This is a genomic window from Streptomyces sp. SLBN-31, assembly GCF_006715395.1.
In the GTDB taxonomy this organism is placed as follows: Bacteria; Actinomycetota; Actinomycetes; order Streptomycetales; family Streptomycetaceae; genus Streptomyces.
On sequence record NZ_VFNC01000002.1, the window covers coordinates 2,842,308 to 2,855,584 of the forward strand.

Consider the following 13,277-nt stretch of genomic DNA (forward strand, 5'->3'; position numbering starts at 1 on the left):
CAGACGATGACGGTCTGTGCGTTCGAGCCCGAGGCTGCCCCCGGGGACGGTGCTCCGGAGGTGAGCTGCTCCATCACCGCGGACGGCGCCTACGCCGCCCGCCTCGCCCTGGACGGCGACTGCTGGTTCCCGGAGCGCTGGACGCTGGACGGCCCCGAGCCGTACGCGGTGCCGCTGCCCGGCAACCAGCCGGAGGAGCCGGGCACGGAGGTGCAGCCGATGGGCGACGGGCGGGTGCTGATCCGCCGGCCCACGGACGGGCGGCACGTCTTCTCCCTGCTGTATCCGACCGGCCCCGGCACCGGCGAGGTGTTCCTCGGCGCGGTCGCGTGCCCGGACGAGGACGCTCCGCTGCGGCTGCTGCCCCCGGCGCCGGGCGGCGAGAAGGCGTACGCCCTGGCAGTGGGCCGGCGTGCCAGCACGCTGTGGCTGGTGGCGGGCGGGGCCTTCGGGCCGGAGCCGCTGACGGAGATCCCGGGGCGCTGTTCGGGCGGGGTGTGGCTGGACCACGCGGGCCGGATGCTGGCGCTGGACCGGGAGGTCGGCGGGCGCACGAAGACGGTCGTGGTGGACCTGGGGCGGGGCGGCGAGGTGTCGCCGTTCCTGCAGATCACCGACGGCAGCGACGACCGGCTGCTGCTGGCCGACCCGGACAGCGGGCTGGTGCTGATCCGCTCGGACGCGCCGTCGCCGGGCGAGGCCCGGCTGGGCTGGGGGGTGCTGGGCAGCACGCTTCCGGTGCGGTTCCCGGAGTGTCTGCGGGTGCCGGACTGCTCGGTGACGCCGTTCGCGATCCAGCCGGGGCTCGTACTGATGCCGGAGAGCTGTGCGGTGGCGCTGCGCGTGGACGGGCCGATGGGCGGCTGGGTGGGGCTGTGGCGGCCGGACCGGCGGCAGGTGCACCATTTCCCGGCGCCGGCCGGCTGGTTGGCCGGGGCGGGGCTGTGGACCAGGGACGGGGTGCTGCAACTGCCGTGCGCGACGGCCGAGACGCCGTGCGGTCTGGCGCGGATGGCGGCGCCCTCGGAGGAAGCGGGGGAAGCGGTTCCGGAGGGTTCGGGGGAGGACGGTACGGCCGTGCGGGCGGTGTCGGGGGCCGCTCCTGCGACGGCGGACGAACCGTCACAACCGGACCCTTCGAAACCGGTCGCGGCCCGTCCGGTGCCGTTGCGGGAAGCCCCCTTGGGACCTCTTGTAACGAACTAGTGCCGATGGGTGTGGCCGCCTGGATCCGGGTGGTGGGGTGCTGGTTAGACTCGCCGGGCTGTTCGAAAGATCATGTTGACGGGGTGAATCCTTCCGATGAGCGACACCAGCACCATGCAGCCGCTGTCCGCCGAGACCCAGGGGGACGCCGGTCACGGTCGTCACCGGGGTCCGAACTCGGCCCAGGACGGTGACTCGGCCCCTCGTGGCCGGCACCGCAAGCCGGCCGAGGACACCGAGGCAGCTGCCTGAGGGTACGCAGGGAAGGGCCCGCACACCGGCCGGTGTGCGGGCCCTTCCGCGTGTCCACGTCCGCTCGACGTCGGCTTCAGGTCGGCTCTACGTCCGCTTCAGACCGAGCACCTCCGCCGCCGCGAATGTCTCCCCCTCGGGCCGTTCGGCGTAGTGCGCGGTGAGTACGGCGTCCAGCTCGTCGTAGGTGAAGGTGTCCTGCTTGCTGTCGAACTTGGCCCGCACGCGCGGCCGGTCCACGACGGCGACCATGCCGCCGTGCACGACGAACAGCTGGCCGTTGGCGCGGGCCGCGGCGGGTGAGGCGAGGTAGCCCACCAGCGGGGCGACGTGCTCGGGGGCGAGCGGGTCGAGGCCGTCGGCGGGCTGCTCGAAGCCGGCGAAGACGTCCTCGGTCATCCGGGTGCGGGCGCGCGGGCAGATGGCGTTGGCGGTGACCCCGTACTTGGCGAGGGCGAGGGCCGTGGAGGTGGTCAGGCCGACGATTCCGCCCTTCGCGGCCGCGTAGTTGGGCTGGCCCGCGGAGCCCGCGAGGAACGCCTCGGAGGAGGTGTTCACGATGCGGCCGTAGACCGGGCCGCCCGCGGCCTTGGAACGCTCGCGCCAGTGGGCGGCGGCGAAGTGGGTCGTGTTGAAGTGACCCTTGAGGTGGACCCGGATCACCGAGTCCCATTCGCCCTCGGTCATGGAGAAGACCATGCGGTCGCGCAGGATGCCCGCGTTGTTGACCAGGATGTCCAGTTTGCCGAACTCCTCGATGGCCAAATCAACGAGCTGGCCCGCCTGTTGGAAGTCGGCCACGTCCCCGGTGTGGGCGGTGGCCCGTCCGCCGGCCGCGCGGATCTCGGCGGCGACCTCCTCGGCGGGGCCCGCGGAGGATTCCCCGGAGCCGTCCCGACCCGGTTGGCCGTAGTCGTTGACGACGACGGCCGCGCCGAGCCGGGCGAGTTCGAGCGCCTCCGCCCGGCCCAGGCCCCGGCCCGCGCCGGTGACGACGGCCGACAGTCCTTCCAGTGGCAGCGACACAGGGCCTCCGTCAGATCTCGATGCAGGTGCGCAGGGCGGTACCGGTGCGCATCTGGTCCAGTGCCTCGTTGATCTCGGCCAGCGGCACCCGGTGCGTGATCAGGCCCTCCAGGTCGATGCGGCCCGCCCGCCACAGGGCGATGGTGCGCTCGTAGGAGCGCAGGACGTCGCCGCCGCCGTACATCGACGGCAGGATGCGCTTCTCGTCGAAGAACAGCTCGAACATGTTGAGTTGGAGGAAGTCGTCCATGGCGCCCGCGCCGACCACGACGAGGGTGCCGCCGCGCCGGGTGTGGTCGTACGCCGTCCGGGCGGTGGCCGACTTGCCGACGACCTCGAAGACGTAGTCGAAGCCCTCACCGCCGGTGACCTGTTGCTTGGCGTCGCCCAGTTCGTCCGGTGAGACGGCCTTGGTGGCGCCGAACCTGAGGGCCGACTCGCGGCGCGAGGCCACCGGGTCCACGGCGACGATCTCCGCCGCGCCCTTCAGCCGTGCGCCCTGGATGGCCGAGATGCCGACACCGCCGCAGCCGATGACGGCGACCGACGAACCGGCTTCCACATCGGCGGTGTTGAGGGCGGCCCCGAGTCCGGTGGTCACTCCGCAGCCGATCAGTGCCGCGATGTCGAAGGGCACGTCGTCCGGGACCGGCACCGCGCAGCCCGCGTCGACGACGACCTCCTCGGCGAAGGTGCCGGTGCCGGCGAAGCCGAAGAGATTGCCGCCGGGACGGCGGAAGTTGGGGGTGCCGGCGTTCATGAACCCGGCCAGGCACAGCTCGGTCTGGCCGCGCTTGCAGGCGGGACAGGCGCCGCAGGCCGGCAGCCAGCACACGACCACCCGGTCGCCCGCCTTCAGGTGGGTGACCCCGTCGCCGACCTCGAGGATCTCCCCCGCCCCTTCGTGCCCGGGCACGAACGGCGCGGGCTGCGGCAGTACCCCGCTCATCGCGGACAGGTCCGAGTGGCACAACCCGGTCGCCCTGACCCGGATGCGCACCTTGCCGGGCCCGAATCCCACGGCCTCGACGTCGTCGAGGACCTCCAGCTTCTCCTGGCCGATCTCCTGCAGTACGGCTGCGCGCATGGTGCGGCTCCCCTCAACTGCTAGCTGTGTCAACCGTGTTCGACGATGGTGTCGGCGAGGACCGGCGCGTCGTCCCGCTCCACCGCGCTGACGGCGACCGTGGTGGACCGCGGCGTGTGCCACATCCGCATCCGCAGGGTCTCCCCCGGATACACGACGCCCGCGAACCGGGTCGAGTACGACCGCACCCGGCTCACGTCCCCGCCGAGCAGCGTGTCGACGACGGCCTTGAGCGTCATGCCGTAGGTGCACAGCCCGTGCAGGATGGGCCTGTCGAAGCCGGCGAGCTTGGCGAACTCGGGGTCGGCGTGCAGCGGGTTGTAGTCGCCGCACAGGCGGTAGAGCAGGGCCTGGTCCTCGCGGACGGGCCGTTCGACGATCCGGTCGGGGTCGCCGGCCGGAGGTTCGAGGCGTGCGGAGGGGCCGCGGTCGCCGCCCCAGCCGCCCTCCCCTCGTACGAAGATCTGGGCGTCGTTCGTCCACAGCGGGCCGTCGGCGTCGGCGACCTCCGTGCGCATGACCAGGACGGCCGCCTTGCCCTTGTCGTAGACGGCGGCGATGCGGCCGGTGGCGGTGGCGGTGCCCTGTGCCGGAAGGGGGCGGTGGATGGTCAGCGACTGGCCGCCGTGCAGCACCTTGGCGAGGTCGACGTCCACGCCCGGCATGGACAGACCGCTGATCACGCCGGGGGAACCGGCGCCCGCGACGGTGGCGAAGCTCGGCAGGACGTGCAGCCGGGACTCCAGGGTGTAGCGCAGCTCGTCGGGGTCGGTGGCCGGGACGCCGGCGCCGATGCCGAGGTGGTAGAGCTGGACGTCCTTGTGGTCCCAGGTGATCTCGCCGGACCGGGGTTCGGCGGCGAGGGCCTTCGCTGCGTCGATGGGCATACGGCTCCTGGTGGATCGAGTGGATCAAGACCTCGGCGCGGCCGTCCGCACCGTCGGCCGCGACCGAGGTCGTCACGGTGGCCGATCTAGAACGCGTTCCAGTCCGGCGCCCTCTGTATAGCCCAGGGCTCGCCACTTGTGAAGGCTCCTGACGCCGCGTCAGGTCTGTACGGGGTACGCCGGGCCGCCCGTGACATTTGTCCTGCCCAGGTCCGTACAAGCGCATCTGCCGGACGGGGGCGCCCACTTCGTAGCGTCGTAGCCATGACACAGACGGAATGCGCCGCCGTGTCCTTCACGGGGGCGGTCAAGAACTTCGGCGCCGTGCGCGCAGTCCACGGCGTCGATCTGACCATCGCGCCCGGCGAGACGGTCGCCCTCCTCGGCCGCAACGGCGCCGGCAAGTCGACGACGATCTCCCTGCTGCTCGGCCTGAACGAGCCCGACGAGGGCACCGTCGAGCTGTTCGGGCAGCCCCCGGGCGCCGCCGTGCGTGCCGGGCGGGTCGGTGCCATGCTCCAGGAGGGCCGCGCGGTGCCCCGCGTCACCGTGCGCGAGCTGGTCGCCTTCGTCGCCGGGCGCTATCCGGCGCCGATGCCGGTCGAACGGGCGCTGCGGCTGGCCGGGATCACGGAACTGGCCGGACGCCGCGTGGACCGGCTGTCCGGCGGCCAGACCCAGCGCGTCCGCTTCGCCGTCGCCCTCGCCGGGAACCCCGCGCTGATCGTGCTGGACGAGCCGACGGCCGCCCTGGACGTGGAGGCGCGGCACGCCTTCTGGACTTCGATGCGGTCCTACGCGCGCCTCGGCCACACGGTGCTGTTCTCCACCCACCACCTCCAGGAGGCGGACGCTCACGCCGATCGCATCCTCGTCATCGACGGCGGCCGGATCGTCGCCGACGGCACGAGCGAGGAGCTGAAGCGGTCGGTGGGCGGTGGCCTGGTCGCCTTCGACCTCGCCGGAGGCGGCACCCGGGGGCTGGAGCGGCTGCCCGGCGTGCGGTCGCTGGAGGTGCGCGGGGACCGGGCGCGGCTGCGGACCGACGACCCGGACGCCACGGTGATCGCTCTCGCGGAGCTGGGGGCGATACGGGGGCTGGAGGTGGCGCCGGCGTCCCTGGACGACGCGTTCCTCGCGCTGACCGGTGCTGGGGGCTCTGCCCCCAGACCCCCGTTCGGCCCTGAACGGGTTTCGTCCTCGAACTCCCCCAGAGGGGGTACCCCCGGACGGGCTGGATCGCAGCGGCCGACGTTCAAAGGCGCAGCCGTCGAGGAGGTCTCGTGATGCCGGACTACCTGCGGCTCGAAGTGCGCCGTACCCTCCGCGACGTCGGGTTCGTCGTCGGCGGGGTCGCCATGCCGGTGTTGATGTATCTGCTGTTCACCAACCTCGGTGCGGACGACGGGGGTTACAAGACCGCGGCGATGGTGGGGATGGCGGGGTACGGGGCCGTCGGGTCCGCGCTCAACACCGGCGGCGGGGTCGCGGAGGACCGGGCGATCGGCTGGCTGCGGCAGTTGCGGGTGACGCCGATGACACCGCGGCAGGTCGTCGTCGGGCGGGCCCTGACCGGCTCGGTGACCGTGCTGCCGGCGATCGTGGCGGTGCTGGCGGCGGGCGGTCTGGTCAACGGGGTGCGGCTGGCGGCCTGGCAGTGGGGCGCGATCGCGCTGCTGCTGTGGCTGGGCTCGCTGCCGTTCACACTGCTGGGGCTGGGCAACGGCTACCGGCTGACCGGACAGACCACCGGCGTGGCGAACATGGCCTGCAACCTGGGGCTGGCCGTCCTCGGCGGCCTGTGGTTCCCCGTCACCCTCTTCCCGGGCTGGCTGCGCGCCCTGTCGGCGTACACGCCCACCTACCGGTTCGCCCAACTGGGCACCTCGGTCGCGGACGGACGCGCTCCGGCGCTCGGCGCCGTCTGCGTCCTGGGGGCTTGGCTGCTGGCCTTCGGTTCGTACGCTGTGCTGTCGTACCGGCGGTCCGGACGGACCGCCTGAACGGGGGACGAGGCACATGAACTGGACACGTGGGATCGCCTGTCAGCTGCGGCAGTGGCGGGCGGCCCGGGATCGGTGGCGGGCGGACATGCGGGCCTTCAAGGCCGCACAGAAGGAGGCGCGCCGCACCGGCGCCGAGGTGCCCGAGCAGCCGGGCCCGCCGCCGACCGCCTTCTCCCTGCTGCCGTGGCTGCTGATGGGGCTGGGAGCGTTCTCCAACCTCTTCCAGGGCAGGACCCCCAACCCGTGGATCGGCGGTCTGGGGCTGCTCACCTTCAACTCCCTCTACATCTTCGTGGCGACGCGCGCCTTCGTGAAGGAGAAGCGGCAGTCCGTCTCCACACGGGTGGCGCTGGCCGTGATGGCCGCGATCACCTGCGCTCTGGCCGGCGCCTACGGCGACAACTGGCTGCTGTTCTTCCCGCTGCTCGGGCTGGCCACGGGTGCGGCCCTGCGGGGCGAGCACCTGCGCTGGTCCGGTACCGGTGTCGCCCTGCTCGCCGGGGTGGTCTCCACCGCGCGCGACGGCTGGAACGGTCTGAACATCGCCTACGCCACCTTCATCTCGACCATGGTGACGGCGGCGATCCTCTCACTGTCCGAGGCGGTACGGGAACTGCGCGCCGCCCGTGAGCAACTCGCCCACCAGGCCGTGGAGAAGGAGCGGCTGCGCTTCTCCCGCGATCTGCACGACCTGCTCGGCCACACCATGTCGGTGATCGTGGTGAAGTCGGAGGCCGCCCGGCGGCTGGCCCCGCGGGACCTGGACGCGGCGCTGGCCCAGATCACCGACATCGAGTCCGTGGGCCGGCAGGCCCTCACCGAGATCCGGGAGGCCGTCACCGGCTACCGCGAGGGCAGCCTCGGCACCGAACTCGACCGCGCGCGCTCGGTGTTGGAGGCGGCCGACGTGGAGCCGGTGGTGCGGCGTTCGGGTACGCCCCTCGCCCCGCAGACCGAGGTCCTGCTGGGCTGGGTGGTGCGGGAGGCCGTCACCAACGTCGTGCGGCACGCGGGAGCGACCCGCTGCGAGATCACCGTGGACAGCGCCTCCGAGCAGGTCCGCCTGACGGTCGCCGACAACGGCGGCGGCGAACCGGCCTTCCCCTCCTCCCCCGGCGTCGGCGGCACGGGCCTGAAGGGCCTGACCGAGCGCCTCGCGGCGGCGGGCGGCTCCCTGCGGGCCGGCCCGTCGCCGCGAGGCGGCTTCACGGTCACCGCCGAGCTTCCCCTGGAGCCCGGCGACGCACCGGCACCCGTGGCGGCTACGGCGCCCAGGGCGCGCTGACCACCCAGCTCGTGTCGTCCGTCCAGGACGTCGCGCTGTCCCAGGTGTTGGAGCCTCCGTCACTCGCTATGTAGACGTTGTAGTCGTAGTGGCGGATGAACTTCGTCGGGTAGTTGTACGACGCGAACGACGTGCCCGTGCCGCTCTTGCCGGTCGTCGGGCAGAACGTGGCGTCCTGTCTGAACTGGGTGGTGCCGGTCATCGGCTGCCGCAGCAGCTGGTAGTTGTAGTGGCGCAGGAAGTCGCCGGGATAGTTGCGCGACTCGAAGGAGACGCAGGAGGCGTCGGCGAGGCCGCGGCGGACGATCCAGGTGGCGTCGTTCTTGTCCAGGGCCGAACTGCTCGACGTGATCGCGGAGACGACGGCCGTGTTGTTCTGGTGACGGATGTAGTCGCTGGTGCAGCAGGACGTGGTCGCCCTCAGGGAGATCTCCGAGCCGGGCGTGAGCGTGCCGGTGGAGCCGGTCGCGCCGCCGTAGCCGACGGAGACGATGTTGGCCTGGACGGAGTTGTCGGCGGCGTCCGTCGGTATGCCGGAGGTCATGACGCCCTCGAAGAAGGAGCCGATGGAGCCGTTGCTGTTGTCGCCGCCGGTGCCGAGGACGATGGCGCCCTCCTGGTGCATCGGCGAGTAACCGCCGGCGTTGGTGGGCTCACTGCCGGAATAGGTGGTGGTCAGTCCACCGGATTGGGCGTTGCCCCATTTCAGTGCGAAATGGTTCTGGCCGTTGTTCTTCAATAGCGCGGTCACGAACGGCAGGGCGCCGGTACCGGTGTTGGAGGAGTTCGTGCTGTAGCCGAGGTTGGACTGGAACAGCCCGTTCTCCAGGTCCGCCTGCACCCACGGGCCCTGGCCGTAGCAGGGCGAGAACCAGCATTCGGTACCGAAGTTGATCGCGTCCATGTGGCCGTTGCCGGTGTCCTTGTTGTTCGTCTCGGCGTTGCCGTAGTCGAAGCAGCAGCTGCCGTTGACGTGGGTGCCGGACGTGACCATGTACATCCCCTCGGCGCCGCCGTTGGTGGCTACGCCCGAGGTGGAGTTGTCCCGGTAGCCCATGCCCGCCGAGATCTCCAGGCCGTAGACCTGGTGGCCGCCGACGGTCACCGGCAGGGCGTCCGCGGGTGCGCCCACGTCGGCCGCTCCGGCGCCTCCCGCGCCCTCCACGGTCAGGTCGTTGTGGCGCGAGGACTGGTCGTAGATCTTGGTGATGATGCAGGTGGTGCCGGCACAGAAGGAGTCCTGGGCCGCCGCGTTGGCGTACCCGCCGGCGGTCAGCAGCCCGATGTCCTTGGTGGCGCCGTCGGAGGCCCGCTGCACCTGGTAGAGGGAGCCGTTGTACGAGGAGTACAGCGCCCTGGCCAGGCTGTGCGCGGCGACACAGGGGGTGCCCGCGGCGGCGTAGACGTCGCAGGGCAGCGAACTCGCCGCCTGGGCCTGCGGAATGCCGACGGCGAGCGCGAGCACCGTGACGAGCGCCGAGAGCGCTGCCAGGGCCGCGGTTCTGAGTCTGGAGTACACGCCGGAGTACACGTGTGAGTACACGGTGGAGCCTCCTTCACTGTCCGGTATACCGAACGATGTTCGAAGTAAATCCCGGATTTCTTTCGCCGGTCGAAATGCCGAACAAATGCGGGTGGGAGTACGGAGACGGGAATTGCAAAGGCGAACTCTCAATGCAGAGGCGATTGTTGGGCCGCCGTCAGAAACCGTCAAGCCTTCCGGAACGGAACCATGCCGAGTCTTTAAGGGAGCCGACCGGCCGCCCGCGCTCTACTCTTGGCCCGTGGACGAGATGCCCCGGGGACACCGGCCGACCAGGAACGTGCGGGTTCTGCTCGCCGAGGACCAGGGGATGATGCGTGGCGCGCTCGCCCTGCTGCTGAACCTGGAGGCCGACCTGGAGGTCGTCGCCCAGGTCGCCGCCGGCGACGCGATCGTGGACGCCGCGCTGACGCACCGCCCTGACGTGGCCCTGCTGGACATCGAACTGCCGGGCATGAGCGGCTTGGACGCGGCTGCCGAACTGCGCGAGCAGGTACCGGACTGCCGGGTGCTGATCCTGACCACCTTCGGCCGGCCCGGCTATCTGCGCCGCGCCATGGAGGCGGGGGCCGCCGGCTTCCTGGTGAAGGACGGCCCGGTGGAGGAGCTGGCCGCCGCGATCCGCCGGGTGCTGACCGGCGAGACCGTGATCGACCCCGCGCTCGCCGCGGCGGCGCTCAGCGCCGGGCCCAGTCCGCTCACCGCCCGTGAGTGCGACGTCCTCAAGGCCTCCGCGGACGGCGCGACCGTCGCCGACATCGCCGGCAAACTGCACCTGTCGGAGTCGACGGTCCGCAACTACCTCTCCTCGGCCATCGGCAAGACGGGCACCCGCAACCGCATGGAAGCGATGCGGGAGGCCCGGCAACAGGGTTGGCTCTGAGGGGAGTTACTGGTCCAGCCCCGTCACCCGCGCGTTCTTGAAGGCCGTGCCCTTCGGTGCGACGCACACGAACCAGCGGTCCGGGGAGCCCTCGACCGACCGGATGCCCTGCTTCAGCGAGCCGTCGGCCTCGGGGTCCGAGACCCGGTGCAGAACCGCGCTGGTGCCGTCCTTCCAGTCGCAGGTCACCTCCAGCGCGGTCTTCGCGACCTGGCCGATCACCAGACGCAGGGGCTTGGCCTGCGGCGACAGACCCTGCCCCGTCACCCCCATGTCCGTGCTCACACTGGCGTCCCGCGCGGGCAGCGAGTTCTCGATCACCACCGACGTGTCGCCGTCATAGCTGCGCTGCACGAAGTACGTGCGCTTGCCCACCAGGTCGGCGGCCGTCCGCACTGACCCGGGCCACTCGCCCCTGTACTCGCCCATTGCCGTCAACTGCGCCTCCGCCTGCGCCTTGTCGCGCGGCGCGTCCCACACGTCGACGAACACCTCCCAGTCCTTGCCGTCCTCCGTTCCGCTCGCCAGCTCGGTGCGGTGCGGCTTGTTCTGGAAGACGTCCGGCAGGGGCGCCGACGACCGGGTGACCGCCGGTTCCGCCCGCCCGCCGCCACCGCCCGGCAGCCCCGCCAGCGCCACCGTCCCCGTCGTCCCGACGATCGCCAGCGCCGCGGCGGCGGCCACCGCCCACCGCCGCGCCCTGCGCCGCCGCCCACCCCGCACGACCGCCTGTGTGGGGGCTATACCGACCTCGACGCCGTCCGCCGCGTCGGCCAGCAGGAGGGCGATGTCCCTGTGCGTCATGTCCTGGTCCGCTTCCCGGTCCGCGCTCATCACTTACCGCCCCCGCTCGTCACCATGTCCGCCAGCCCCGGTATGGCGCGCAGTTTCGCGATCCCCTTGGCCGCGTTGCTCTTCACCGCGCCGACGGAGCAGCCCATGGCCTGCGCCACCTGGGTCTCCGTCAGGTCCTCCCAGTACCGGAGGACCACCGCCTCCCGCTGCCGCGGCGGCAGTTGCGCCAGCGCCTTCAGCAGGACTCCGCGGTCGTCGGCCTGGGCGATGCGGTCACCGGTGTCGGCGACCTCGCGGACCAGGCCGGAGTCGTCCTTCGGCGCCAGGAACTCCCGCAGCTTCCTGCGGTGCCTGCGCGCGTGCGCGTTGATCATCACGCGCCGTACATACGCCTCCGGGTCTTCCGCCGAGCCGACCCTGCGCCAGGCCACGTAGACCTGTTCGAGGGTCGCCTGGGCGAGGTCCTCGGCGGCGTGTCGCTCCCCCGTGAGGAGAAATGCCGTCCGCACCAGCCGCGGCCAGCGGCCGGTGACAAAGCTCTGGAACTCCTCGTCCCGAGCCTCCTTGCGATCCCCCATGGGCACCTCCTTGATGTCTGAAGGAGTCCGTGAGCGGCCCGGACCGTTGCCTCGCTCCGCGAAATCACTCCGCGGGGTCACTCCACGGGGTCACTCCGCGGAAGCACTGCACGAAATCAGCCCGCGGAATCACGACGCGAAATCCCCCTCCCCGCGCCCCGCCGCCTTCTGCCGCGGCAGCCACACGAGCATCAACACCACCCCGGCGAGCAGCACCCCGGCCCCCGTCCGGAACACCAGGGCGTACCCCTCGGTCAGCGCCTCGGGCGTCCCGCGATCGCCCGTGCGCGCCGCGGCGATCGTCGACATCACCGCGAGCCCCAGCGAACCGCCCATCGTCCGCGAGGTGTTGATCAGCCCTGACACGAGGCCGGCCTCCTCGGGCGCCGCCCCCGACGTGGCGAGCGCGGCCAGCGGGGTCGCCGTCAGGCCGGCCCCCAGCATCATCAGGATGCCGGGCAGCATGATCTCCGTGAGATACGCGCCCTGAGACGTCATCGCCGACTGCCATACATAGCCCGCGGCCGCGATCAGCGTTCCGAGCGCGGCCAGTCCGCGCGCCCCCAGCGCCGGCAGGAAACGGGGCGCGAGCTTGGAACCCAGGATGATCGACAGGGAGCTCGGCACCAGGGCCAGTCCCGCCTCCAGCGGGGTGTAGCCGAGCACGTTCTGCGCGTACAGGGTCATGAAGAACCACATGCAGAACATCGCGGAGCCGTTCAGGAACATCGCCGCGTTCGCCGACGACACCGCCCGCACCCGGAACAGCCCGAGGGGCATCAGCGGGACCGTCGTACGCGCCTCGACGGCCAGGAACCCGGCGATCAGGGTGAGTCCTGCGGCCAGCGGCACCAGGGTCGAGGCCGACGTCCAGCCCTCGGCCTCGGTCTGCGAGATGCCGTACGCGAGCGTGGCGAGCCCGGCCGTGACCAGCACGGCGCCCGGCAGGTCCAGCCGACGCCCGCCGCCGTTCCGGCTCTCCGCCAGCCACTTGACCGAGCCGGCCAGCACCACCGCGCCGACGGGCACGTTGATCAGCAGCACCCACCGCCAGGACAGCCCGTCCACCAGCGCTCCGCCGACCAGACCGCCCGCTGCCCCGCCGCCCGCGCCCACCGCGCTCCAGGTGGCGATGGCGCGCATTCGGGCCGCGCCCTCCGGGACCGCCGACGTCAGGATGGTCAGCGTCGAGGGCGCCAGCACCGCCGCGCCCAGCCCCTGCACGGCCCGCGCGACCAGGAGTTGCCCACCCTCCTGCGCCAGTCCGCCGCCCAGCGACGCCAGCGTGAACAGGCCGAGCCCGACCAGGAACATCCGCTTGCGCCCGTACAGGTCGCCGGCCCGCCCGCCGAGCAGCATGAACCCGGCGAAGGCGATGGCGTAGGCGTTGACCACCCACTGCAGGCCCTGCGCGCTCAGCCCCAGGTCGATCCGCATCGACGGCAACGCCACGTTGACGACCGACACGTCCAGCACCACCAGGAACTGACCCGCGCAGGCGAGGGCCACGACCAGCCAGGTGGGAGGGGCGGTACGACGGGAGGTCCGGGCGACGTCAGCGGTTTCCAGCATGCCTGTCATGCTCTCAACCCTGTTGCACGCCTTGCATCGGCATTTCGCCCCACGAGACCTTCGGTCGCCGGACCTAGGGCCGCCCCGCGTCCGCGCCGAAGCCCGGACCTACAGGACCCCGCGCACCCGGGCCGAAGCCCAGACCTACAGGACCCCG

General features: G+C 71.8%; 13 protein-coding genes. 6 read left to right on the forward strand and 7 right to left on the reverse strand.

What is annotated here, in order from left to right:
- Positions 1-6: 6 nt before the first annotated feature.
- Positions 7-1,206 (forward strand): hypothetical protein, encoded by a 1,200-nt coding sequence (locus FBY22_RS32960; RefSeq protein WP_142152597.1) that lies wholly within the window; start codon positions 7-9, stop codon positions 1,204-1,206.
- Positions 1,207-1,302: 96 nt separating this feature from the next.
- Positions 1,303-1,458, forward strand: a complete 156-nt coding sequence (locus tag FBY22_RS44315) for a hypothetical protein (protein ID WP_174267319.1) — start codon at positions 1,303-1,305, stop codon at positions 1,456-1,458.
- A gap of 87 nt (positions 1,459-1,545) precedes the next feature.
- Here FBY22_RS44315 and FBY22_RS32965 read toward each other — a convergent pair whose 3' ends face one another.
- From FBY22_RS32965 to FBY22_RS32975, 3 genes are read right to left on the reverse strand one after another with little or no spacing between them, the layout of a single operon-like run.
- Positions 1,546-2,484 carry a 3-oxoacyl-ACP reductase gene (locus FBY22_RS32965; RefSeq protein ID WP_142151630.1) on the reverse strand — a complete coding sequence of 313 codons (939 nt, stop codon included), beginning with the start codon at positions 2,482-2,484 and terminating at the stop codon, positions 1,546-1,548.
- 10 nt (positions 2,485-2,494) lie between these two features.
- Positions 2,495-3,571, reverse strand: a complete 1,077-nt coding sequence (locus FBY22_RS32970; RefSeq protein ID WP_142151631.1) for a Zn-dependent alcohol dehydrogenase — start codon at positions 3,569-3,571, stop codon at positions 2,495-2,497.
- Positions 3,572-3,600: 29 nt separating this feature from the next.
- Positions 3,601-4,458 carry a MaoC/PaaZ C-terminal domain-containing protein gene (locus FBY22_RS32975; protein WP_142151632.1) on the reverse strand — a complete coding sequence of 286 codons (858 nt, stop codon included), beginning with the start codon at positions 4,456-4,458 and terminating at the stop codon, positions 3,601-3,603.
- 264 nt (positions 4,459-4,722) lie between these two features.
- Between FBY22_RS32975 and FBY22_RS32980 the strand changes: the two genes are divergently transcribed.
- Genes FBY22_RS32980 through FBY22_RS32990 form a run of 3 tightly spaced genes read left to right on the forward strand, consistent with a single transcriptional unit; the run spans position 4,723 to position 7,749 of the window.
- The gene (locus FBY22_RS32980; protein ID WP_142151633.1) at positions 4,723-5,745 is read left to right on the forward strand and encodes an ABC transporter ATP-binding protein; all 1,023 of its coding nucleotides are present in this window, start codon (positions 4,723-4,725) and stop codon (positions 5,743-5,745) included.
- Positions 5,745-6,461 (forward strand): ABC transporter permease, encoded by a 717-nt coding sequence (locus FBY22_RS32985; RefSeq protein WP_142151634.1) that lies wholly within the window; start codon positions 5,745-5,747, stop codon positions 6,459-6,461. The genes FBY22_RS32980 and FBY22_RS32985 overlap by 1 nt, the downstream gene beginning before the upstream one ends.
- A 16-nt stretch (positions 6,462-6,477) precedes the next feature.
- Entirely contained in the window at positions 6,478-7,749 is a 1,272-nt protein-coding gene (locus FBY22_RS32990) for a sensor histidine kinase (RefSeq protein WP_142151635.1), read from the forward strand.
- On the opposite strand, the gene FBY22_RS32995 is transcribed toward FBY22_RS32990, so the two are convergent.
- Positions 7,727-9,292, reverse strand: a complete 1,566-nt coding sequence (locus tag FBY22_RS32995; protein ID WP_142151636.1) for an alpha-L-arabinofuranosidase B — start codon at positions 9,290-9,292, stop codon at positions 7,727-7,729. The two genes, FBY22_RS32990 and FBY22_RS32995, sit on opposite strands and share 23 nt — an antisense overlap.
- Positions 9,293-9,542: 250 nt before the next feature.
- Here FBY22_RS32995 and FBY22_RS33000 point away from each other — a divergent pair, with 250 nt between their 5' ends.
- The gene (locus FBY22_RS33000; protein WP_142152598.1) at positions 9,543-10,175 is read left to right on the forward strand and encodes a response regulator transcription factor; all 633 of its coding nucleotides are present in this window, start codon (positions 9,543-9,545) and stop codon (positions 10,173-10,175) included.
- A gap of 6 nt (positions 10,176-10,181) precedes the next feature.
- On the opposite strand, the gene FBY22_RS33005 is transcribed toward FBY22_RS33000, so the two are convergent.
- The 3 genes from FBY22_RS33005 to FBY22_RS33015 form a co-directional block, all read right to left on the reverse strand.
- On the reverse strand, positions 10,182-10,979 hold the full coding sequence (locus FBY22_RS33005) for a hypothetical protein (protein ID WP_260845236.1): 798 nt from the start codon (positions 10,977-10,979) through the stop codon (positions 10,182-10,184).
- A 29-nt stretch (positions 10,980-11,008) separates the two neighbouring features.
- Complete coding sequence (locus FBY22_RS33010) at positions 11,009-11,548, reverse strand: SigE family RNA polymerase sigma factor (RefSeq protein WP_142151638.1); 540 nt, start codon at positions 11,546-11,548, stop codon at positions 11,009-11,011.
- A 129-nt stretch (positions 11,549-11,677) separates the two neighbouring features.
- Positions 11,678-13,129, reverse strand: coding sequence for an MFS transporter (locus tag FBY22_RS33015; protein WP_399212249.1), 1,452 nt, complete (start codon positions 13,127-13,129; stop codon positions 11,678-11,680).
- Positions 13,130-13,277 lie beyond the last annotated feature (148 nt).